Consider the following 20,939-nt stretch of genomic DNA (forward strand, 5'->3'; position numbering starts at 1 on the left):
AAATCGATTTTTTCGTGAAATGTTGCGGGATTTACCCTTTGGTTCGCGCCAAATGTTCGCCGAGTCTCGGCAGGATTTCCACGAAATTACACGGCATATGGCGGTAATCTAGCTGGTACTTCAGGATCTCATCCCAGGCATCCTTGCAGGCCCCTGGACTGCCCGGCAGCGCGAACAGATAGGTCCCTTGCGCCACGCCGCCTGTTGCGCGGCTTTGCACCGCCGATGTGCCGATTTTCTGCATCGAGACCATCGTAAAGACGGTGCCAAAGGCATCGATCTCTTTTTCATAGACGTCACGATGTGCCTCAACAGTCACGTCCCGACCGGTAAGGCCCGTCCCGCCGGTCGAGATCACCACGTCGATGTCTTCACGCGCGCACCATGCCCGCAGTTGATCGGCAATCTCGGCGCGTTCGTCCCGCAGGATCATGCGATCCGCGATTTTGTGGCCCGCCTCTTCAATACGCTTCGCCAAAGTGTCTCCGCTTTTGTCATCGGCGGCTTTGCGGGTGTCGCTGACGGTGAGGACGGCGATATTAACCGGAATAAACGGGCGAGTGTCGTCAATGCGGCCCATTAGCTTTTCTCCAGGATGGCCAGTCGCAACGCGAGGGCGGTGAAGATCGTGGCGGTCACATAGCCAATGCCGCGTTGGAATTTTTCGGATCCCGCCATGGCTTGGCCGAGTCCTCCTGCGAAGGCTCCGACGAGGCCATTCACGAAGAAGCCGTTAATGGCAATGATCGCACCATACATAAGAAATTGTACGAGAACGCTGCCCTGCGTTGGGTCTACGAATTGCGGGATAAAGGCGAGCACGAAGAGGATCACCTTGGGATTGCTGAGGTTCACAAAATACCCTTGTCGAAAGGCCTGTGCCGAGGTCAGCCGGACCGCCTCGCCGGACTGCGTGCTCGACCGCAAGGCGGTGACGGCCAAATACAAAAGATAGCCCACGCCGATCCAGCGGATCACATCAAAAATCCACGGAAACGCAGAAATCGCAGCGCCAAGGCCCAAGCCGGCGATTGTCACATGGGTCATTGACCCCATTGAGACGCCCGCGCTGGCGGCAAAGGCTTGCTTGGTGCCAGAACGCAGCCCCTGCCCCAGACAGAACAACATATCCGCCCCGGGGGTGAGGTTCAGCGCAATCGCGGCCGGAATGAAGGCGAGAAACAGATAGATATCCATCAGGTCACTCTTTTCCGACTAGGCGAGATTTCAACTCCAAAAGGTCCGCCCAGGCCTCGCGTTTGGCATGTGGGCTGCGCAAGAGATAGGCAGGGTGGAACATGGGAAGCACCGGTTTACCAAAGGCCTCAGCCCATTCACCGCGCAGGCGGGTAATGCCGCGTTTTCCAAGCACGCCCTGACAAGCGATATTGCCCATGAGAACCAGTACGTCGGGGTTTGCCAGTTCCACATGGCGCTGCACGAATGGCATCAACATGGCGATTTCATCGGGCTTTGGATCGCGGTTCTGCGGCGGACGCCACGGCAGGATATTGGTGATATAGACGCCGTCCTGTGGCGCCTCGGCCCCGCGCGACAGATCGATGGCCGCGAGCATCCGGTCCAAAAGATGACCCGCACGGCCGACGAAAGGACGGCCTTCGCGGTCTTCGTCACGGCCCGGCGCTTCTCCGACAATCATAAGTTTTGCCGCTGGATTGCCGTCCGAGAAGACCAAAGAGCGCGCACCGCGCTTGAGGTCACAATGCTCAAAGCCCGCAAGCGCGGATTTCAACGCGGCAAGATCGCCCGCTGCCTGCGCCAAAGAGCGCGCGACTTGCACCGGATCGACCTCGGGCTTTTTGACGGGCACGACAGGCGCCTCGGCCTGAGGTTTTGGCTTTTGTGCAGGGGCCTCATAGCGGTTCACCGGCGCATCCAGAATGGCCTCGGTCGCGCCAAGCTCGACCTGCCATTCCAAAAACGCGCGCGCCGTATGATAATCCATCGCTGATTCCATGACTGCGAGCCTATCCTGTGCCGCACCCTTCGGAAACCACATAAGCGTGCGCCTCCGGCGGGGATATTTTCTGCAAGAGAAACAGGGTGGCTTGTCGTGCTGCACCAAGGTTTCTATAAGCGGCGAAGATCACCACAAGGGAGCCGTCCATGAGTTTTCGCCAAAAGCATCTTTTGGGGATCGAGGCGTTGCGGCCTGACGAGATCACAAGCCTGTTGGATCTGGCCGATCAATATGTCGATCTGAACCGGCGCGATGTGAAACATTCCGACGCGCTGACCGGGCTGACCCAGATCAATATGTTCTTTGAGAACTCGACCCGCACGCAGGCGAGCTTTGAGCTCGCAGGCAAGCGTTTGGGTGCGGATGTTATGAACATGGCGATGCAGGCGAGTTCGATCAAAAAGGGCGAGACGCTGATTGATACGGCGATGACGCTCAATGCGATGCATCCGGATTTGCTGGTGGTGCGGCATCCGCATTCCGGCGCGGTCGACCTGTTGGCGCAGAAGGTGAATTGTGCCGTGTTGAATGCGGGCGATGGCAAGCATGAACACCCGACACAGGCTCTGCTGGATGCTCTGACGATCCGGCGTGCGAAGGGCCGTTTGCATCGGTTGAACATCGCGATTTGTGGCGACATTGCCCATAGCCGTGTGGCGCGCAGCAACCTGATTTTGCTTGGCAAAATGGAGAACCGCGTGCGCTTGGTCGGGCCTCCGACCCTGATGCCCAGCCAAATTGGCGAGTTTGGCGTCGAGGTCTATGAGGATATGGACGAGGGGCTGAAGGACGTCGACGTTGTCATGATGCTTAGGTTGCAGCGCGAGCGGATGGACGGTGGCTTTATCCCATCGGAGCGCGAATATTATCATCGCTATGGTCTGGACGCGGAAAAGCTTGGCCACGCCAAAGATGATGCGATTGTGATGCACCCCGGCCCCATGAACCGCGGCGTCGAGATTGACGGCGAAATTGCCGACGACATCAACCGCTCGGTCATTCAGGAACAGGTGGAGATGGGCGTCGCCGTGCGTATGGCCGCGATGGACCTTTTGGCGCGCAACTTGCGTGAGGCCCGCGCCAATGCTCCGGTGGAGGTGTAATATGGAAGACCCGAAAGATCCGAAAATGAGCGGCCGCGTGGCCACCGTCGCCCTTTTGGTGATGTTTGCCATCGTGGGCCTCATGGTCTGGGTTGGCGGGTAAAGGAACGGCTGTGGCGCAGGATCGGGACATTGGGATCAAGGCGCTGAAGGATCAGGGGTTTGATCTTCATGGCGGCGAAGAGATTATGGATGCCTTTCGCCCGAATTTCCTGTCCTTTCTGCAACGTAGTCTGGTGATCGGGATTTTGACCACTTTGGGGTTCGCCCTTGTTCCTGGCCTCTCGATCAGTTTCGCAGCGCAAGTGGGGTTGGCTCTGATCATTGTGGTGCTCTGGTTCTTTGTCTTTGACGAATGGCAGGAGTGGCGTGATCGTGGCGCCGATCTGTGGATCCTGACCAACCATCGATTGTTTTTGGTCAATCCACGAGAGGACGATAGCGTCAGCTGGTGGAACCTGTCTGATATTCAGTCGGTACGGCCTGTCTTTTGGTGGAGCCTTCGGATCAGGGCGCGTGACGGGCGGGCGACCGTCATGAGCTATGTGCGGCCAGATCGTAAACTAAGGGATCGCATAATGCAGGCAAAGGACGGCACTTCAGATGGCTGATCTGTTGCACATTGCACCGGGCGAGCGGGGGACCATTCGGATATTCTCGGTCGAAATGGACGCCAGCGCGCGACACAAGATCCTTCATCCCAAGCCTGATACAGCGCCTACGGGTGCGGCGCTTGGTGCTTTGCTGGGAATTGACTGGATCGATCCGGATCACGCGGAGCTTTTTGATGTCTCGGACTTGGATGATTTGGGCCTTGTGGGCTTTCTCGGCCACGGGGCTGGAGTTTCTGAAAAAGACCTCGTGCCGCATCGCGCTTTGCTAGATGGCCTAAAAGGTACTCTTTTGATCGTCTTTGCGCGTGGGTTCGAAAATAGCACCGAGGACTTGAGGCCCGCGGCAAATGTAACGCCGATCCTGTATCTGTCGGAAGCGACGACGCCGGTCCATTTTGAGCCCCTTAAAAGCCAAGCCTTCGAGGGCACTTTGAGCGCCTCGGCGCCTGCCTCGCAAAGCCCGCATCTGACAGTTCTGGTGGCGATATTGGCTTTGCCGATCTTGGCGCTGATCCTCGGCGCAGTGCTATGGGGCCTGATGCGATGACCAGCCACGCCCAAGCAAATTTGTTGACGCCCGAAGCCAGAGAGGGCATGTCGCGTCAAACGCGCCAAGACCTGCAGAAAGAGATGACATGAAGACAGTTTTCATCAATGCACGGCTGATTGATCCCACATCAGAGCAAGACCTTTTCGGCAGTCTTCTGGTCGAAGACGGCATGATCTCGGCGATTGGGGCGGATATTTCGGTACCTGACGCGCCGGAGGTTGTGGATTGTGAGGGGCTTTGTCTTGCCCCCGGCATCGTCGACATCGGCGTGAAAGTTTGCGAACCGGGTGAGCGTCATAAAGAAAGCTATCGATCTGCAGGGCTTGCGGCGGCGGCAGGTGGGGTCACAACGATCGTCACGCGCCCGGACACGAGCCCGGCGATTGACACGCCTGAAACGCTGGAATTTGCCACCCGCCGCGCCAATGAAGCCGCGCCGGTGAATGTCGTCCCGATGGCTGCTCTGACCAAAGACCGCGCGGGTCGCGAGATGACAGAGATCGGCTTTCTGATGGACGCGGGCGCCGTGGCTTTCACCGATTGCGACCATGTGGTGGTCGACACCAAAGTCTTTTCCCGTGCGCTGACATATGCGCGCAGCCTCGGCGCGCTGGTCATTGCGCATCCTCAGGATCCGGACCTGTCCAAAGGGGCGGCTGCGACGTCGGGCAAATTCGCGTCTTTGCGCGGCTTGCCAGCCGTGTCCCCGATTGCCGAGCGCATGGGGCTTGATCGCGACATCGCCTTGGTGGAAGTCACCGGCGCGAAATACCATGCGGATCAGATCACCGCCGCGCGTGCGCTTCCGGCTTTGGAGCGCGCCAAGGCCAATGGCTTGGACATCACGGCCGGCACCTCGATCCATCACCTGACGCTGAACGAGCTGGACGTGGCGGACTATCGGACCTTCTTTAAGGTCAAACCACCTCTGCGGAGCGAGGATGACAGGCAGGCCATTATTGCCGCTGTGAAATCAGGCTTGATCGACGTGATCAGCTCGATGCACACCCCACAAGACGAAGAGAGCAAACGCCTTCCATTTGAAGAAGCCGCTTCCGGGGCCGTCGCTTTAGAGACACTCCTGCCCGCGGCGCTGCGGTTGTACCATTCGGACCTGCTGACGCTGCAAGAATTGTTCCGAGCGATGTCCTTCAATCCCGCCCAGAGGCTTGGGCTGGCAAGTGGCCGCCTTGAGGCCGGCGCCCCGGCCGATCTAGTGCTGTTTGACCCGGATGCCCCCTTCGTGCTGGATCGCTTCAAACTGAAATCCAAATCCAAAAACACGCCGTTTGACGGGCAACGATTGCAGGGCAAGACACGCGCGACCTATGTTGGCGGACAGGCGGTCTATCAGAACTGACGCCCCTAAGACGGAGCAAGACAATGCCAGACTTCACCACAGCCCCTTCGCTTTTGGCCCTTGCCGCCGTGCTTGGCTATCTGCTTGGGTCGATCCCCTTTGGCATGGTGCTCGCGCGGGTGATGGGGTTGGGCAACCTGCGCGACATCGGGTCAGGGAATATCGGAGCGACCAATGTTCTGCGTACCGGATCCAAAACCGCGGCGGCTCTGACGTTGGTCTTGGACGGTGGCAAAGGCGCTGTCGCTGTTTTCGCCGCACGCGCATGGATCGGAGAAGATGCGGCTCAGATTGCCGGAGTGATGGCCTTCTTCGGCCATTGTTTTCCGGTGTGGCTGCGGTTTCAGGGTGGCAAAGGCGTGGCCACTTTTCTTGGCTTGATGCTGGCGCTTTACTGGCCGGTGGGTATTGCGTGCTGTTTTACTTGGCTCGCGACGGCGGTGGTCACGCGCATCTCGTCACTGTCTGCTTTGGTGTCCTCAGCGAGCGCTGCTGTTTGGGTGATTCTCATGGGGCAACAACCGTTTCTGGCAGCGAGCCTATTTCTAGCTGGAGTAATTTTTTGGCGGCACAAGGGCAATATAACTAGGATTTTGCAAGGAACAGAGCCTCGCATTGGTAAAAAGTGATCCAAAGCCAATTTAATTTTTGGCGTAACCATGTATAAAGAGTACGCGTTTTATCATTTTTTCTAAGGATTTTCGTGACGTCAATTTTGGCGTGTAAAGGTACTTGAGTGGGAAGTGGGGAAACTTGAAGGTGCTCAAGATCAGTTGGATAGTGCTTCTGTTAGGGAGTACGACGCAGGTTGTTGCTTGCGAGCAATCTGGTTGCGACAAAATTGCCGATAGGATTGTGACTGCGACGTTGTTGAAAACCGATGACGCAAAGGCCGAAAACAATTCCGTTCATATCTTGCCTCATTGGACCGTTTCAGCTACAACGGACGCCTTTTCAGATTCGTTGACAGTTTCGGTCTCGACCCCAGCGTCCAAACCAGTGAAATGCCGCTGGGGAACCAAGATCCCCACATTGGTTATGGAATGTCGCGACAACCAAACAATCGCACGGTTTGAAACCCATTGTCGGATTTCTACAAGCGACTTTGATGACTATGGCGACGTGACGTATCGCGTCGACAAATCCGACGTAAAAACGCTGCGGTTTTCCGAAAGTGTCGACAACAGATCAATGGGACTTTGGGAGTCAGAGGAATCTGTTCCCTTCATCCAATCTTTGATGGATAGCGAGATTTTGGCTGCCAAAATCAAACCTTACTCTGACGAGCCATTCGTTGCGTTTTTCGACACGACTGGTCTTTCGGACGCAATCGCTCCGATCCAAAACGCTTGTGGCTGGGACAGCTTAGACCTTAGTAACTAAACTCACCGTAGATTTTGGTTAGATCCCCTGCCCAATCACCGTGGAATTTCGCCAAGAGTTCGTCTGCCGGAACCATACCGCTGTCGATGCTTTCCTGCAGTGCATTTAGGAAGTGTGTCTCATCCGGCACCAGACCACCCGCACCCGCTTGCGCGCGCGCCTTTAAGCCCGCCTCGCTGATCGCAAGAACCTCACGCGCAAGGTCGTGCATGTTTATGTCACCGACTTTGGCTTGCAGGCCGTGGACGCTCGCTTCAACCCGCAGTGCTTCGCGTGTTTCCGCATCCCAACCTTTGACGAGATCCCATGCGGCATCCAGCGAGTTCTGATCATACATCAGCCCGACCCAGAACGCAGGTAGAGCACAGAGCCGCCGCCACGGACCGCCATCCGCGCCGCGCATCTCCATGTATTTCTTAATGCGCGCCTCGGGGAAGGCTGTCGTCAGATGGTCTGCCCAATCAGACAGGGTCGGCACTTCGCCCGGCAACGCAGGCAGCTGACCTTTCAGGAAGTCACGGAAGGATTGGCCCAAAGCGTTGATATATTTGCCATCGCGATAAACAAAATACATCGGCACATCGAGCGCATAATCGACATAGCGCTCAAACCCCATGCCCTCTTCAAAGACAAACGGCAGCATGCCTGTGCGGGCATCATCCAGATGACGCCAGATATAGCTGCGCCAGGATTTGTGATTATTGACCTTGCCCTCAAAGAACGGCGAGTTCGCAAACAGCGCAACCGCAACCGGCTGCAAAGCCAAAGCGACACGCAGTTTTTGCACCATGTCGGCCTCAGATCCGAAATCCAGGTTCACCTGCACCGTACAGGTCCGACGCATCATGGCGCGGCCCATCGTGCCGACTTTCTCCATATAGTCGTTCATCAACCGATAGCGGCCTTTCGGCATCAACGGCATCTCGTCATGCGACCAGATCGGAGCCGCCCCAAGACCTATGAACTTCGCCCCGATCTCATCGGCGATATCCTGAACCTCGCGCAGGTGGACGTTCACCTCGTCACAGGTCTGATGAATTGTCTCCAAAGCGGCGCCCGAAAGCTCAAGTGCCCCGCCGGGTTCCAGACTAACATTCGCGCCTTCTTTTTCCAGGCCGATCAGCTTGTCCGCCTCCATCACCGGAGACCAGCCGTGCCTATCACGCAGCCCTTCTAAAATCGCCTGGATCGAGCGCTCTCCGTCATAGGGCAGAGGCTTCAGCGTGTCTTTGCAATAGCCGAATTTCTCGTGTTCCGTGCCGATGCGCCAATCTTCCTTGGGCTTACAGCCCGAGGCCAGATATTCCGCGAGTTGATCGTGGCTTTCGATGGGTCCGCCACCGGATTGAGGTATCGACATAGGGCGCTCCGGCTGAAATCGCTAACGCTTGGGTCACAAGCTGTGACGCGAGTCGGCGGCAGTGTCAATGCAGCGCAGTGGGCCGTTTTGCCCAGATCACGACCACGTCATCAGCACCGTTGTTCAGCGCCGCCAAAAGGTGATCCGTGCGGATCCCTGGCAAGGCCGCGAAGGCGTCAAACAATAGGTCAGACCCTTCGGCGTTGACGGGGATATAGAGGTCCGCCTGCCCCGGCTGGCTGAGGACCCAAACCGGTGGTTTGGACCGGGGATCAAGGCTTAACATCGAGAGCTCCCGAACAGACATTGACCCTCCGTTGAATGGACCGAAATAGCTGATTTCGCTTTCATCAACGCTCACGACACCAGCACCGCCCGCGCCGGTGCGAAAGCGTGCGCGTTGCAGGCCGGTGAAGGCTAGGAGTGCACCTGCTAGAGCAACAGCCACGCCGACCCATTGCAGAAGGCCCGGAATGGTCGTCCAATAGAGCCCAAGCATCGTCACAAGCACACCTAGGATCGCCTCACGCCATCGGGCTAGGACAAGCTGAGCCTCGGGACGGATAAAGCTCATACCCAATGCCCAAGCGTTTTCTGCCACAAGGCCATCGCCGCGACTGCCGCCGTATCCGCCCGTAAAATACGCGGCCCGAGCGACACGGTTACAGAGCCCTCCATGGCCTTCAACCGTTCACGTTCCCGATCAGAGAACCCACCTTCAGGACCAATAAAAATCGCCCAAGGCGTGCCTCGTCCGGTCCCGTCCGGTCCGTCCTCGGCCACGTCAGCGATGAGCGAAAGCGAAGAGCGCCCCGCCTCTGCTTCATCACAGAACATAATCCGTCGATCAGAAGGCCAGTCCGCCAGCAGACGATCAAACTTCTGCAACTCCGCCACCTCGGGCACAAAAGTCCCACCACATTGCTCTGCGGCTTCTACCGCATGCGCCTGCAAGCGATCCTGTCGCACGCGTTCGGAATTTGTGAACTCGGTCTGAACTGGCACGATCCGCGCAGCACCCATTTCGGCGGCTTTCTCAACGATGAAATCCGTGCGTGCCTTTTTGATCGGCGCAAATACAAGCCAAAGATCTGGCGGCAGCTGCAGCGGCTTCGTCAGCTCAAGGCAGATCAGCTCCCCTGCGCGCTTGCCTGCGTTCGCAACTTCGGCCCGAAACTCGCCATCCACGCCATTAAACAACAAAACCTGCGCCCCGACCGTCAGCCGCATTACGCCGAAAAGATAGTGTGCCTGGTCGCGATCCAGAGGAACCGATTGCCCTGCCCCCAAAGGGTGATCTACATACAGTCTGACTTTTGCATCCTTCATGAGGACTTACATATGGCGCAGACGCCTCCAGCACCAGAGCCAGAAGGTCAGGTTTCTGACGCCGTCAAAGGCAATTGGGTGGATCACACTGCGCCTGCTTGGTCCCGTCCTTACCTCAGACTGTCCCGCGCGGATCGCCCGATTGGCACGTGGCTTTTGTTTTTGCCTTGCCTCATGGGGCTCTCGCTGGCGATCCTCAGCGACAATATTCTGACGTTGCATGACCTCTGGACAGCTGTCGCCTGCTTTGCCGGAGCCTTCCTGATGCGCGGCGCGGGATGTACGTGGAATGACATCACCGACCGAGGTTTCGACGGGCAGGTCGAACGCACCAAGTCGCGTCCAATCCCGTCAGGACAAGTCAGCGTGCGCGGCGCGGTGATCTGGATGCTGATCCAAGCGCTTTTGGCCTTTGCGATCCTGCTCACGTTCTACACCAACGCGATCATCCTAGGCGCTGTGGCCTTGGTGCCCGTGCTCATTTACCCCTTCGCAAAACGCTTCACATGGTGGCCGCAGGTCTTTTTGGGCATCGCCTTTAACTGGGGCGCTTTGCTGGGATGGACGGCGCACACGGGCTCGCTCGCCTGGCCTGCCCTGGTGCTTTACGTATCTGGCATCACATGGACGCTGTTTTACGACACGATCTACGCCCATCAAGACAAAGAAGACGATGCGCTGATTGGCGTGAAATCCACGGCGCGGCTTTTTATGGAGGCCACGCCGAAATGGATGCTGAGCTTCCTGATTGCAACCGTCTCTCTGATGGGAGCCGCCGTGATTCTGGTCACGCTGGATCGCAGCCCGCTGTCCCTGGTGATCGCTTTGGCGGGCCCCTGGGCGATGGGGTGGCATTTGACGTGGCAGCTGCGGGTTATGGAGATGGACAATCCCGACAACCTGCTCAAACTGTTTCGCGCCAACAGGGATGCGGGGCTCATCCCTTTGCTGTTTTTTGCCATCGCCTATTTCGTCTGATTGAAAGAACACCATGAATTGGCGTAACACCTTGGCAAACTCAGGATCCAAGATCTCTTCTATGCGTTTGCCTCTGAACCTTCCGTTCAACCTGCCGATGGTTGGAACTTTCCTATGTGCCGCGTTGCTCAGCGTGGTTGCCGCCTATTTCACGGCGCTTGCTGTGGAAGACGTCTCTGAAGACGGCGTTTTGGATGCGCTGGAAGCGAAGAACATGGATTGGGTTGAGGTCCACGCCGAGGGCCTCAATGTATTTTTGACAGGCATCGCGCCTCAGGAATCAGATCGCTTCATTGCGCTCAGCGTTGCCGGCACCGTCGTGGATGCGGCCCGCGTGATCGACAATATGGACGTCCAGGCCTCAGTGGCTTTGGCACCGCCGAAATTCTCGATTGAGATCCTGCGCAATGATGCGGGCATTTCGCTAATCGGCCTGGTGCCAGAGGAAAACAACCGCCAGGTCATCCTGCGCAGCATGACAAAGATTGCCGGGGGGGGCGAGAACCTCAGCGACTTTATGGAAGTTGCCGAGCACCCTGTGCCAAGCGGCTGGTCGCAGGCGTTGGGGTTTGCGATTGAAAGCCTTGAGGACCTGCCGCGCGCAAAAGTCTCGGTCGAAAGTGGTCAGGTGACCATCACCGCAATGGCCGATAGCCCCGAAGAGAAAGTCACGCTGCAATCACGGATCATGAGAAATGCGCCGTCGAGTGTGGATGTCGACCTTACGATTTCCTCGCCGCTGCCGGTGATCACACCCTTCACGCTGCGCGCGACTTTCGAAAACGAAACATTTGAGTTTGACGCCTGCTCCGCAGACACGGTTCAGGCGCGTGATCAGATTTTAGAGGCAGGACGCGCCGCAGGCATGACCGGCGACGCGGATTGCACCATTGGTCTGGGCGTGCCTACACCCCGCTGGGCCGAGGCCGCAGAGGTGGCGATCAAAGCGGTCAGGGATCTGGGCGGTGGCTCGGTCACCATTACGGACGCAGATATTTCGCTTATTTCCTTGCCGAACATGGATGCTGCACGGTTTGACCGCGTGGTTGCGGAAACAAAAAAGGCTCTGCCAGAGGTCTTCACCCTGCATGCCACTTTGCCGATAATCGAAGACGGCGAAGTACAGATCCCCGAGTTCAGCGCAACACTTAGCCCGGAAGGCTTGGTGCAACTGCGTGGCAAACTGGGGTCCGAGCTCAGCCGGACAACGATCCGCAGCTATGCGCAGGCGCGCTTTGGCAGCGACAGTATCTACGACGCGACCCGCCTGACAGACACACTGCCTGTGGGTTGGGCCAATCGCGTGATGGCGGGACTTGATGCGCTTTCTGAGTTGCACAATGGGTCGATGACGGTGACCCCTGATGTGGTGGATGTGCGCGGCCAATCCGGTCGGCAGGATGCGGGCACGCGCATCAGTCAGGTGCTGAACACCAAACTGGGCGAATCCCAGCTCTTTGCCCTGAATATTGCCTACAACGACGCGCTTAATCCGCTGGCCAATCTTCCGACGCCAGAGGAATGCCTGGCGGATATTCAGGCGACGCAATCTGATAGCAAAATCCTGTTTGAGTCAGGCTCTGGCACTTTGGACAAAACCGCGGGTCCGATCCTTGATCAAATCGCAGAGATCCTGAAAGCCTGTGGCGGTATCCGCCTGCAAATCCAGGGTCATACCGACAGTCAGGGCCGCGAAAGCATGAACCAAGCGCTCAGCCAAAACCGCGCGCAATCGGTTCTGGCGGCCCTGCGTGAACGTCGCGTGCTAACCGGAAACTTCGAAGCGGTGGGCTTTGGCGAGAGCCAACCAATCGAAGACAATGAAACCGCAGAAGGCCGTGAGGCCAATCGCCGGATCGAATTCGTGATCCTTGAGGAAGAACAGGCCGAAGAAGAGACCGAGGAGGGATCGACCGAGGCCACTGAGGACACCGATGAGGCCGCCGAAGGCGAGACCACCGAAGAGGAGACTGAGAATGTCCAGAACTGAGTTTATCATCGCCACCGCGATCGTTCTCTTTATCGCCTTCAGCCTTGGATGGTTTGCCAATTGGCTGGTGCATCGCTTTACGCGCGTGGCACAGTCTGACGTGGATGAACTGGAACGCATGAGCCAGGAATTGCACGAGGCCGAAGAGACCCGCGATCAGGCGATTGTCTATCTGCAGCAGCGCGAAGCCGAGCTGACCAATCAGCTCAGCCAGACCGAAGCGGAACTTGCGGCAGCGATGGAAGGTTTGCGGGACGCACGGGCGCAGCTGGGCTGATTTACCAGCGTTTTAGCGCCTCTTCGTCGTCATCCTTGGCGGCCACCCATTCCGCGCCATCCGAGGTGATCTCGCGCTTCCAGAATGGCGCGCGGGATTTCAGGTAATCCATCAGAAAATCAGCCGCCTCAAAAGCCGCTTTGCGATGCCGCGCCGCGGTCGCGACCATCATGATCATCTCGCCCGGCACAAGGTCGCCATGGCGATGGATGACAAGCACGTCCTGTAGATCCCAACGCGTCTGCGCCTCAGTGGCAATCGCTCTCAGAGCCTTTTCCGTCATGCCGGGATAGTGCTCGATCTGCATCGCGGTCATCGTGCCCGCATCATTGTTGCGCACGATGCCTGTAAAGGTCACCAAAGCACCGACGTTTTGATGCCCTTCCCCAAATCGCGCGGTTTCGGCCCCGACATCAAATGGCTCTGATTGCACCAGAATGCGCATGGCTTAACCGCCTGTCATCGGTGGGAAAAACGCCACTTCGCGCGCGCCTTCAAGCGGTGCATCAAAGTCGCTAAGTTCTTGATCCAACGCCACACGCAGCGCGCTGAGATCCGAGAAGGCCAAGGCATAGCGCTCTTCGCGCTGGCGCAGCTCCTCCACCAGATCCATGACTGTCACAGCGGTGGTCTCGACGGTCTCTTTGGGAATCCCAATGCGTTCACGCACCCATGCGAAATAGAGAACCTGCATGATCAATCCCTCAAATGCGGCGCGGCTTTGCGGAAATAGTCAAAACCGGTGATCACCGTTAGAACCGCTGCAATCCACATCAGGCCGATCGCGCCATAGGTGGACCAGATCATCCCGTTGTAGAGGTGACGCACGCCTAGAGGGTCCTCGCCAGTGCCCGCCAGAATATCCTGCACGATCTGGTAATCCATGCCCCAGGTCCACATGCCGAAGTAATGCTCAAAGAGGCCCTGAATGATCAGAACGGAAATCGCGACCATCTGCGTCGCGGTCTTCCATTTCGCCAATTGCGTGACCTTCAAAGTGCCGGCCACATCGCCCAAAAACTCGCGCAGGCCGGACACAAAGACTTCGCGGAACAGGATCAGAGTCGCAGGGAACAGTATCCACAGGGAGAGTGAGGAAAACACCACCATCACTGCCAGAGCGATCACCACCATCGCCTTATCCGCAATCGGGTCCATCATGGCGCCCAGCTTGGAAACCTGCTTCCAGCGCCGCGCCAAGTAGCCATCAAGATAATCAGTCAGCGACGCGCAGATAAACACCGCCAAAGCAGCCCAATCTGCGAAAGGCCGCGGCATCAACAAAAAGAAAACAGCGATCGCTGGCGCCGCGAGAAGGCGCAGGACGGTCAGTAGATTGGGGACGTTCCAGTTCATGCCACATCCCTAGCCTGTCCCGCCCGTCAGGAAAAGCGCGGTTTTGGTAAAACACATCAAAATGACGAAAGGCCGAGCACTGGGATATGCTCGACCTTCCTACAATGCCTAAAGACTTGTTAGATCTCAAAAAGGCCTGGGTTTTGGCGGCATTTCTTCCAGCAATCTGGGACGCGTGCTTTCGAAATGCAAACCCAAGACGATAGGTGTTTCTCCGTCGATTCATTTCTAGATTGAATCTACTCAAGGAAATAAGGGAATGAGGGATAAACCCAGATCACTTTCGGCTTATTGGCTACCCGAACGGATAGGTGTGCACTTATTCGTTAACCTTGGCTTTGAAAGACGGCAGGGCTCGGGACATTGACCCCTTGTCTTCAGCCCCCTTCGTGAAAGAACCCATAGATCGTTTCAGCCAATGCGTCGGACACGCCATCCACGGCCTTGAGGTCCGCGAGGTTGGCACGGCTGACGGCCTTAGCGCTGCCGAAATGAGCCAAGAGCGCGCGTTTTCGCGTCGCGCCGACACCGGGTACATCGTCCAGCGGCGTTGCTCCGACCGACTTTGCGCGTTTGGCGCGATGCGTCCCAATTGCAAACCGGTGGGCTTCGTCTCGCATGCGTTGGATGAAGTATAGGACCGGGTCGTTGCGGCGTAACGCAAAGGGGCGGCTGCCGACGCGGTGAAATTCCTCTTTGCCCTGATCGCGGTCGACACCTTTCGCGACGCCAACCATGGGCACGTCCTCGACGCCAAATTCCCGCATGATCTCGGCCACGGCGCTAACCTGTCCGGCACCCCCATCGATCAGTAATAAATCAGGCCATTGACCGTTCTCGCGGTCGGGATCTTCTTTCAAGAGGCGCTTAAAGCGACGGGTGAGAACCTCTTTCATCATGCCAAAGTCATCGCCCGGCGTCAGGCTCTCACCTTTGATGTTGAACTTGCGATAGCTGTTTTTCGCAAACCCATCGGGCCCTGCCACAATCATCGCGCCAACCGCATTGGTGCCCTGAATATGCGAGTTGTCATAGACCTCGATCCGTTCAGGCGGTGCGTCCAGATCAAAGGCCTCAGCGACTCCGGCCAGAAGTTTCGCCTGCGTGGCGCTTTCGCTCATCTTGCGACCCAGGGATTCCCGCGCGTTTCGGGTCGCGCCGGCGATCAGCTCCGCCTTTTCTCCGCGCTGAGGCACCACGATCTCGACCTTACGCCCGGCCTTTTCCGACAGCGCCTGCACCATCAGATCCGTGTCCTCGATCCCATGCGACAGGATCAACTGTCGTGGGGGTTCCTTGGTGTCATAGAACTGGCCCACAAAGGCCTGCAACACCTCAGACGGCGCGATATCGGCACCAGCCCTTGGATAGAAATCACGGTTGCCCCAGTTCTGATTGGCGCGGATGAAAAACACCTGCACGCAGGCCTGACCATTCTCCATATAAAGTGCGATGACATCGGCTTCAGCAACGCCGCGCGGGTTGATGCCCTGCGCGCTCTGAACCTGCGTCAGAGCGCGGATCCGATCGCGCAGTACGGCCGCGCGCTCAAAATTCATCTCTGCGCTGGCGGCCTGCATTTCACTTGCGAGTTTTTCCTGAATGTCCGTCGACCGACCGGACAGATAGCGTTCGGCATCCGCGACTGAGGCCGCATAATCCTCTGCGCTGATCTTGCCGACACAGGGCGCGGTGCAGCGTTTGATTTGATACTGCAGACACGGCCGCGTGCGGGTCTCAAAGCTCGCATCCGAACAATCGCGCAGCATGAAGGCTTTTTGCAGTTGATTGAGCGTACGATTGACGGCCCCAGCGCTGGCGAAAGGGCCGTAATAGGCTCCCTTTTCTTTCTTGGCGCCTCGGTGCTTCTGAAGGCGCGGAAATTCATGCGCCTTGCTGACCAGAATATTCGGAAAGCTTTTGTCGTCGCGCAGCAGCACGTTGTACTTTGGCTTGAGCTGTTTGATCAGGTTCTGCTCAAGCAGCAGCGCTTCGGTTTCTGTCTTGGTGGTCAGAAACATCATCGACGCGGTTTCGCTGATCATCCGGGCGATCCGCCCCGTGTGCCCCGAAGGCCGCGCATAATTGGACACCCGCGCGCGCAAGTTACGCGCCTTGCCCACATAAAGCACCCGCGCCTGCGCATCGAGCATCCGGTAAACCCCAGGTGAGCCATCCAGCGTCTTCAGATAATCCTGAATGCGTGCGTGGCCGATCAGGGAGTCCGGCGAAACTTGGGGGCTTTCGGTCATGGATTAATGAAATATGATTCTTTGTGTCTCGCTGCAATGACCACACAGGTTTGACAAGGGAAAACATGTCCACGATTTCTGTGGATAAGTCTGGATATAACTTTCTCTGACCAAGCGATTTCCCTTGTTTTCATGCAAGCTCGACGAATTGCCTAAAAAATAGGCACTATTTTAACCTATTGATTTTAAATAAAACTTTTTTTCTTTCTTGAAGATTACTCTTTTCAGAGCCTCAAATGTAACAGTGGTGTGACTAAGCGTGACAAAGTGCACAACTTTAGCGAAGCCCTAAACAAATCGCGTATTAACAAAGGTTTAGAGGGCGGGTTGCGTACCTCTCAAACACACACGCATAAGGAGAGCCACCTAGCCTTGGGTCAAGACAGCCAACAGATAAACAACGTAGGCCGCCGTCAGCAGAACACCCCACCTGCGGGTGATGTCTTTCCTAAAGACAACGAACGGCAGCAGAAGCAAGCTCGCGCCCAGCATCACCCAGAGATCGAAATGCAGAAGACCCGGAGCGACGGGAATCGGCCCGACGAAACTCGCAATTCCGATAATGGCCAAAAGGTTGAACATGTTAGAGCCGATCACATTGCCCAGCGCGACATCCGCCTGTTTGCGCAATGCGGCCATCACAGTGGTCGCGAGCTCGGGTAGGCTGGTGCCAATGGCAATCAGTGTGAGGCCAATCACCGTCTCGGGGACGCGGAACATGCGCGCAATATCGATGCCGCTGTCGACCAATAGATCTGCGCCCAAGGGCAGGCCAATCAAGCCCAGAACAAGGAACAGGCAAATCTTCCACCACGGGGCTTCCGGATCCAGGCCCTCTAGGTCTTCTTCGTCCTCTGGGGAGCTGACTGCACAGGTGCCGTCCTCCGACTTGCGATGCGCGATCGCCGAGCGCGCAGCGTCCCATAGGATGAAGGCAAGCACCGCCAATAGGATGATGCCGCTTACCCACGTGAAAATACCAACAAAGGCCAGCCCCATGAACAACACGGTGGACGCCATCATAATGAAATAGCTTTTGCGCGTGTCACATTCGCTGGTCTGCAATCGACTGAGGATCGCTGGGATGCCAAGCACCAGAAGGATGTTGGCTGTGTTTGAGCCGATCACATTGCCAAGAGCCAAGCCGGGGGCGTCATCGTCAATCGCGCTGATCGCAATCAAAAGCTCGGGGGCTGAGGTGCCAAAAGCCACGATGGTCAGGCTGACGATCAAAGCGGGGATACCAAGCCGCAGACTGATGTTCACAGCTCCACGCACCAGCGCATCGCCTGCCAGCAACAAAATCACCAGCCCTAAAGCCGCGGTCAGCCATACGAGCATGCGTTCTAGCCCTTCTTGCTCTGGCAAGCGCAGGGGCCCTTGCCGATCCTAAAGCGCCCACATTTGGCGCATCTCGCATTCTGCAATCGTTTCTGTCCCGGAATGGAGAATTTCCCGAACATCGCGAGGACCGCGATGAAAACGAGGAATATCGAGACAGCTTTAAAAATCATGTCAGAGGCCAAACCGTGCGTAGGTCGCACGTTCCTCTAGCCCCGCCAGAGCGTCCTGTGTGATACGCGCCCCAAAACGTTGCCACATCGAGCGGCGCTGCTCGTAACGACGGAAACGAACCTTCTCGCCGAACTTCTCTTTCATCGTTGGCACCAAATGCCCAACAGCGTCGGCCAGACCCGCCTCAATGGCTTTTTCACCCACCCAGATTTCGCCGGTGAACAGGTCTTCGCCGTCCGCCAGTTTTGCGCCACGCCGTGTTTTGACGTGATCGATAAAGACCTCGTGGATTTGCTCGAGCATGCCGGACAGCCGCGCGACGTCTTCTTCCTTCTCGGGCTTGAAAGGATCCATCATAGACTTGGATTTACCAGCCGTATGCACGCGACGTTCAATACCGTGGCGCGCAATAAAGTCCTGTGCGCCAAACCCCGCGGAAATCACGCCAATCGAGCCCACGATAGATGAGCGATCCACATAGATTTCATCCGCCGCCGCTGCGAGCCAATAGCCCCCAGAGGCGGCCACATCCTCAACGAAAGCGTAAACAGGAACGTTCTTTTCCTCGGCCAAACGCCGGATGCGCGCGCCGATGAGGGCGCTTTGCACAGGAGAGCCACCCGGAGAGTTGAGGATCAACGCCACGGCCGAAGGTTTGCCCCGCCGAAAGGCTTTCTCAATCAAAGGCGCGAGCCCTTGGTCACTGAGCCCACCACGAGAGCCAGCCGCGATAACCCCCGAAAGCCGCACAACGGCGACAGTGTTCGGACGCTTGGAAAATGGGTTCAATCGGGCCATGAGAGCCATGTAGAGTTCGCCTCCTTTGATAACAAGGTTTTTGACGCTTGAAATCGCGATGTTTACGTGAATTTTTCTGCCAAAATGGGACGCAAAGTCCCATTTTTTGATATTTTCAAGAATTTAATTCCGAATTTTCCATCCAGTCTTAAAGATCCACCAAATCGCGACCAAACACAGCGTGGTGAAACCGGCGATGGCAAAGAGGCTGATCATGATTGGAACGTCCGCGAGACCAAAGAATGCCCAGCGGAAGCCAGAGATCAGATAGACCACGGGATTAAACAAAGTCACGATCTGCCAAAAGTCTGGCAACATAGAAATCGAATAGAACGAGCCGCCCAGAAACACCAAAGGCGTGACGATCAGCAAAGGCACTAGCTGCAGTTGTTCAAAGTTGCTGGCCCAGATCCCGATGATAAAGCCAAACAGTGAGAAGCTGAGGCACGTCAGCACCATAAAGGCGATCATCGCAGGCCAGTTCAGGATCTGAATATCCACAAACAAGGCCGCTGTCGCGAGGATCACAATGCCGATGAACATCGACTTGGTCGCGGCTGCGCCGACATAGCCTACAACGATCTCAAGGAAATTCACGGGTGCCGAGAGCAGCTCGTAAATCGTGCCGATGAATTTCGGGAAATAGATCCCGAAAGAGGCGTTCGAGATACTCTGCGTAATGATCGAAAGCATGATGAGACCCGGCACGATGAAGGCGCCATAGGACACGCCTTCGACCTCTTGGATCCGGCTGCCGATGGCTGCGCCAAAGACCACGAAATAGAGCGACGTTGAAATGACCGGAGAGATAAAGCTCTGGGCCAATGTGCGGAAAAAGCGGGCCATCTCGAACATGTAGATGGCGCGGATAGCTGTCCAGTTCATGCGGCGTCTTCCTTGTGAACGAGGCCAACGAAAATGTCTTCGAGGCTGCTTTGCTCGGTTTGCAAATCGCGCAGGGTCAGCCCTGCGGCGGCGATGTCGCCTAGCAGCGAGGTGATACCAGTGCGATCCGCCTTGGTGTCATAGGAATAGGTGAGCGTTCTGCCGTCCTCGCCCAAAACGAGGTCATAAGACGCAAGCCCCGCGGGGATCTCTGAGATCGGCTCTTGCAACTCGACGTTAAGTTGCTTTTGGCCCAGACGTTTCATGAGGGCGGTCTTTTCTTCGATTAATAGAAGCTCACCTTGGTTGATAACGCCAACACGATCGGCAATGGCTTCGGCTTCTTCAATGTAGTGGGTGGTCAGGATGATCGTCACGCCACTGGCCTTCAGATCCGCCACGATATCCCACATGTCTTTGCGCAATTCGACGTCGACACCTGCGGTCGGCTCATCCAGAAACAACACCTTGGGTTCGTGGCTAAGCGCCTTGGCGATCAGAACCCGCCGCTTCATACCGCCAGACAGCGTGCGGATCGCGTTGTCCTTTTTGTCCCACAGAGACAATTGCCGCAGAATTTTCTCGATATAAGCCGGATCGCGACGTTTCCCAAACAGGCCGCGCGAGAAGGTTACGGTGTTGAGGACGGTCTCAAACGGCTCAAGGTTCACCTCTTGCGGCACCAAACCGATGATCGTGCGCGCGGCGCGGAAATTTTCGTTGATGTCATTGCCGTCCACGGACACAGACCCAGAGGTCGCCGTGGTGATTCCGCAGACAGTTGAGATCAGGGTCGTTTTGCCGGCCCCGTTTGGCCCCAACAATGCGAGGATCTCGCCGGCTTCGATATTCAGAGATACGCCCTTTAGGGCCTCAAAGCCCCCGTCGTATCGTTTCACAAGGTCTTTGATTTCAAGAATTGACGTCATGGCTGTCCCTCTTTCTTGCCTGCGACATAGGCGTATCCCTGTCGCAAACCAAGCCCCGCATAGCGGATATACAGAACTGCATGGATGCGCGCACAAAGGCAAGAGAGACCTCGGAAACAAAAACCACGCGCAATCGCACGTTCAGGCCGATTTCCCTCTTGACCCTCCCCTTGGGCTGGCTTAATCCCCCGCTACCCGTGGCGCGGTAGCTCAGTTGGTTAGAGCGAACGACTCATAATCGTTAGGTCGGGAGTTCAAGTCTCCCCCACGCCACCACTT

General features: G+C 56.8%; 23 protein-coding genes and 1 tRNA gene. 10 read left to right on the forward strand and 14 right to left on the reverse strand.

Features of this window, described 5'->3' with window-relative positions:
• Nucleotides 1-31: 31 nt before the first annotated feature.
• The 3 genes from moaB to HZ995_RS03930 are packed head-to-tail and all read right to left on the reverse strand — an operon-like array spanning nt 32 to nt 1,978.
• Nucleotides 32-580: a molybdenum cofactor biosynthesis protein B gene (gene moaB / locus HZ995_RS03920; protein ID WP_209357377.1), complete on the reverse strand. Its 549-nt coding sequence runs from the start codon at nt 578-580 to the stop codon at nt 32-34.
• Nucleotides 580-1,200 (reverse strand): LysE family translocator, encoded by a 621-nt coding sequence (locus tag HZ995_RS03925; RefSeq protein ID WP_432417986.1) that lies wholly within the window; start codon nt 1,198-1,200, stop codon nt 580-582. The genes moaB and HZ995_RS03925 overlap by 1 nt, the downstream gene beginning before the upstream one ends.
• A gap of 1 nt (nt 1,201) precedes the next feature.
• Nucleotides 1,202-1,978, reverse strand: coding sequence for a uracil-DNA glycosylase (locus tag HZ995_RS03930; RefSeq protein WP_209357379.1), 777 nt, complete (start codon nt 1,976-1,978; stop codon nt 1,202-1,204).
• 149 nt (nt 1,979-2,127) lie between these two features.
• Here HZ995_RS03930 and HZ995_RS03935 point away from each other — a divergent pair, with 149 nt between their 5' ends.
• The 6 genes from HZ995_RS03935 (at nt 2,128) to HZ995_RS03960 (ending at nt 6,991) form a co-directional block, all read left to right on the forward strand.
• Complete coding sequence (locus HZ995_RS03935; protein ID WP_209357380.1) at nt 2,128-3,084, forward strand: aspartate carbamoyltransferase catalytic subunit; 957 nt, start codon at nt 2,128-2,130, stop codon at nt 3,082-3,084.
• Between the two features lie 113 nt (nt 3,085-3,197).
• On the forward strand, nt 3,198-3,695 hold the full coding sequence (locus tag HZ995_RS03940) for a hypothetical protein (protein ID WP_209357381.1): 498 nt from the start codon (nt 3,198-3,200) through the stop codon (nt 3,693-3,695).
• Nucleotides 3,688-4,245, forward strand: coding sequence for a hypothetical protein (locus tag HZ995_RS03945; protein ID WP_209357382.1), 558 nt, complete (start codon nt 3,688-3,690; stop codon nt 4,243-4,245). Before HZ995_RS03940 ends, HZ995_RS03945 begins: the two co-directional genes overlap by 8 nt.
• 88 nt (nt 4,246-4,333) lie before the next feature.
• Nucleotides 4,334-5,608, forward strand: a complete 1,275-nt coding sequence (pyrC, locus tag HZ995_RS03950; protein ID WP_209357383.1) for a dihydroorotase — start codon at nt 4,334-4,336, stop codon at nt 5,606-5,608.
• A 23-nt stretch (nt 5,609-5,631) separates the two neighbouring features.
• Nucleotides 5,632-6,237: a glycerol-3-phosphate 1-O-acyltransferase PlsY gene (plsY, locus tag HZ995_RS03955; protein ID WP_209357384.1), complete on the forward strand. Its 606-nt coding sequence runs from the start codon at nt 5,632-5,634 to the stop codon at nt 6,235-6,237.
• Nucleotides 6,238-6,463: 226 nt separating this feature from the next.
• On the forward strand, nt 6,464-6,991 hold the full coding sequence (locus tag HZ995_RS03960) for a type VI secretion system-associated protein TagO (protein ID WP_209357385.1): 528 nt from the start codon (nt 6,464-6,466) through the stop codon (nt 6,989-6,991).
• On the opposite strand, the gene HZ995_RS03965 is transcribed toward HZ995_RS03960, so the two are convergent.
• The 3 genes from HZ995_RS03965 to HZ995_RS16090 all read right to left on the reverse strand — a co-directional run bounded on the left by HZ995_RS03965 (nt 6,981) and on the right by HZ995_RS16090 (nt 9,680).
• Nucleotides 6,981-8,351 (reverse strand): glutamate--cysteine ligase, encoded by a 1,371-nt coding sequence (locus HZ995_RS03965; RefSeq protein ID WP_209357386.1) that lies wholly within the window; start codon nt 8,349-8,351, stop codon nt 6,981-6,983. The genes HZ995_RS03960 and HZ995_RS03965 overlap by 11 nt on opposite strands.
• Before the next feature lie 64 nt (nt 8,352-8,415).
• Nucleotides 8,416-8,925, reverse strand: a complete 510-nt coding sequence (locus HZ995_RS03970; protein ID WP_209357387.1) for a hypothetical protein — start codon at nt 8,923-8,925, stop codon at nt 8,416-8,418.
• Nucleotides 8,922-9,680 carry a 16S rRNA (uracil(1498)-N(3))-methyltransferase gene (locus HZ995_RS16090; RefSeq protein ID WP_245168744.1) on the reverse strand — a complete coding sequence of 253 codons (759 nt, stop codon included), beginning with the start codon at nt 9,678-9,680 and terminating at the stop codon, nt 8,922-8,924. Before HZ995_RS16090 ends, HZ995_RS03970 begins: the two co-directional genes overlap by 4 nt.
• Nucleotides 9,681-9,692: 12 nt before the next feature.
• Here HZ995_RS16090 and ubiA point away from each other — a divergent pair, with 12 nt between their 5' ends.
• The 3 genes from ubiA (at nt 9,693) to HZ995_RS03990 (ending at nt 12,925) form a co-directional block, all read left to right on the forward strand.
• A complete protein-coding gene (gene ubiA, locus HZ995_RS03980; RefSeq protein WP_245168745.1) occupies nt 9,693-10,658 on the forward strand; it encodes a 4-hydroxybenzoate octaprenyltransferase in 966 nt (321 codons plus the stop codon).
• 61 nt (nt 10,659-10,719) lie between these two features.
• Complete coding sequence (locus HZ995_RS03985) at nt 10,720-12,648, forward strand: OmpA family protein (protein ID WP_209357390.1); 1,929 nt, start codon at nt 10,720-10,722, stop codon at nt 12,646-12,648.
• Complete coding sequence (locus HZ995_RS03990; RefSeq protein ID WP_209357391.1) at nt 12,635-12,925, forward strand: hypothetical protein; 291 nt, start codon at nt 12,635-12,637, stop codon at nt 12,923-12,925. The genes HZ995_RS03985 and HZ995_RS03990 overlap by 14 nt, the downstream gene beginning before the upstream one ends.
• Before the next feature lies 1 nt (nt 12,926).
• Here HZ995_RS03990 and moaE read toward each other — a convergent pair whose 3' ends face one another.
• The 8 genes from moaE to HZ995_RS04030 form a co-directional block, all read right to left on the reverse strand.
• On the reverse strand, nt 12,927-13,370 hold the full coding sequence (gene moaE / locus HZ995_RS03995) for a molybdopterin synthase catalytic subunit MoaE (RefSeq protein ID WP_209357392.1): 444 nt from the start codon (nt 13,368-13,370) through the stop codon (nt 12,927-12,929).
• 3 nt (nt 13,371-13,373) lie between these two features.
• Nucleotides 13,374-13,619, reverse strand: a complete 246-nt coding sequence (moaD, locus tag HZ995_RS04000) for a molybdopterin converting factor subunit 1 (RefSeq protein WP_209357393.1) — start codon at nt 13,617-13,619, stop codon at nt 13,374-13,376.
• A 2-nt stretch (nt 13,620-13,621) separates the two neighbouring features.
• Complete coding sequence (pgsA, locus tag HZ995_RS04005) at nt 13,622-14,281, reverse strand: CDP-diacylglycerol--glycerol-3-phosphate 3-phosphatidyltransferase (protein ID WP_209357394.1); 660 nt, start codon at nt 14,279-14,281, stop codon at nt 13,622-13,624.
• 377 nt (nt 14,282-14,658) lie between these two features.
• Complete coding sequence (uvrC, locus tag HZ995_RS04010; protein ID WP_209357395.1) at nt 14,659-16,533, reverse strand: excinuclease ABC subunit UvrC; 1,875 nt, start codon at nt 16,531-16,533, stop codon at nt 14,659-14,661.
• Between the two features lie 366 nt (nt 16,534-16,899).
• Nucleotides 16,900-17,874, reverse strand: coding sequence for a calcium/sodium antiporter (locus HZ995_RS04015; protein WP_209358148.1), 975 nt, complete (start codon nt 17,872-17,874; stop codon nt 16,900-16,902).
• 174 nt (nt 17,875-18,048) lie between these two features.
• The gene (locus HZ995_RS04020) at nt 18,049-18,846 is read right to left on the reverse strand and encodes a S49 family peptidase (protein ID WP_209358149.1); all 798 of its coding nucleotides are present in this window, start codon (nt 18,844-18,846) and stop codon (nt 18,049-18,051) included.
• Nucleotides 18,847-18,969: 123 nt separating this feature from the next.
• The gene (locus HZ995_RS04025; RefSeq protein ID WP_209357396.1) at nt 18,970-19,731 is read right to left on the reverse strand and encodes an ABC transporter permease; all 762 of its coding nucleotides are present in this window, start codon (nt 19,729-19,731) and stop codon (nt 18,970-18,972) included.
• Nucleotides 19,728-20,660, reverse strand: coding sequence for an ABC transporter ATP-binding protein (locus HZ995_RS04030; RefSeq protein ID WP_209357397.1), 933 nt, complete (start codon nt 20,658-20,660; stop codon nt 19,728-19,730). The genes HZ995_RS04025 and HZ995_RS04030 overlap by 4 nt, the downstream gene beginning before the upstream one ends.
• Before the next feature lie 199 nt (nt 20,661-20,859).
• Between HZ995_RS04030 and HZ995_RS04035 the strand changes: the two genes are divergently transcribed.
• A tRNA-Met gene (locus tag HZ995_RS04035) sits at nt 20,860-20,936 on the forward strand.
• The last annotated feature ends 3 nt before the right edge of the window (nt 20,937-20,939 follow it).

It is taken from the genome of Cognatishimia activa, from assembly GCF_017798205.1.
Lineage (GTDB): Bacteria > Pseudomonadota > Alphaproteobacteria > Rhodobacterales > Rhodobacteraceae > Cognatishimia > Cognatishimia activa_A.

Bases quoted from the DNA above. Each gene is read 5' to 3' on its own strand.
- pgsA (WP_209357394.1), bottom strand. From the start codon at position 14,281: ATGAACTGGAACGTCCCCAATCTACTGACCGTCCTGCGCCTTCTCGCG.
- HZ995_RS03930 (WP_209357379.1), bottom strand. From the start codon at position 1,978: ATGGAATCAGCGATGGATTATCATACGGCGCGCGCGTTTTTGGAATGG.
- plsY (WP_209357384.1), top strand. From the start codon at position 5,632: ATGCCAGACTTCACCACAGCCCCTTCGCTTTTGGCCCTTGCCGCCGTG.
- moaD (WP_209357393.1), bottom strand. From the start codon at position 13,619: ATGCAGGTTCTCTATTTCGCATGGGTGCGTGAACGCATTGGGATTCCC.
- HZ995_RS04015 (WP_209358148.1), bottom strand. From the start codon at position 17,874: ATGCTCGTATGGCTGACCGCGGCTTTAGGGCTGGTGATTTTGTTGCTG.
- HZ995_RS04030 (WP_209357397.1), bottom strand. From the start codon at position 20,660: ATGACGTCAATTCTTGAAATCAAAGACCTTGTGAAACGATACGACGGG.
- ubiA (WP_245168745.1), top strand. From the start codon at position 9,693: ATGGCGCAGACGCCTCCAGCACCAGAGCCAGAAGGTCAGGTTTCTGAC.
- pyrC (WP_209357383.1), top strand. From the start codon at position 4,334: ATGAAGACAGTTTTCATCAATGCACGGCTGATTGATCCCACATCAGAG.
- HZ995_RS03985 (WP_209357390.1), top strand. From the start codon at position 10,720: ATGCGTTTGCCTCTGAACCTTCCGTTCAACCTGCCGATGGTTGGAACT.
- uvrC (WP_209357395.1), bottom strand. From the start codon at position 16,533: ATGACCGAAAGCCCCCAAGTTTCGCCGGACTCCCTGATCGGCCACGCA.
- HZ995_RS03935 (WP_209357380.1), top strand. From the start codon at position 2,128: ATGAGTTTTCGCCAAAAGCATCTTTTGGGGATCGAGGCGTTGCGGCCT.
- HZ995_RS16090 (WP_245168744.1), bottom strand. From the start codon at position 9,680: ATGAAGGATGCAAAAGTCAGACTGTATGTAGATCACCCTTTGGGGGCA.
- HZ995_RS04020 (WP_209358149.1), bottom strand. From the start codon at position 18,846: ATGGCCCGATTGAACCCATTTTCCAAGCGTCCGAACACTGTCGCCGTT.
- HZ995_RS04025 (WP_209357396.1), bottom strand. From the start codon at position 19,731: ATGAACTGGACAGCTATCCGCGCCATCTACATGTTCGAGATGGCCCGC.
- HZ995_RS03945 (WP_209357382.1), top strand. From the start codon at position 3,688: ATGGCTGATCTGTTGCACATTGCACCGGGCGAGCGGGGGACCATTCGG.
- moaB (WP_209357377.1), bottom strand. From the start codon at position 580: ATGGGCCGCATTGACGACACTCGCCCGTTTATTCCGGTTAATATCGCC.
- HZ995_RS03965 (WP_209357386.1), bottom strand. From the start codon at position 8,351: ATGTCGATACCTCAATCCGGTGGCGGACCCATCGAAAGCCACGATCAA.
- HZ995_RS03990 (WP_209357391.1), top strand. From the start codon at position 12,635: ATGTCCAGAACTGAGTTTATCATCGCCACCGCGATCGTTCTCTTTATC.
- moaE (WP_209357392.1), bottom strand. From the start codon at position 13,370: ATGCGCATTCTGGTGCAATCAGAGCCATTTGATGTCGGGGCCGAAACC.
- HZ995_RS03970 (WP_209357387.1), bottom strand. From the start codon at position 8,925: ATGAGCTTTATCCGTCCCGAGGCTCAGCTTGTCCTAGCCCGATGGCGT.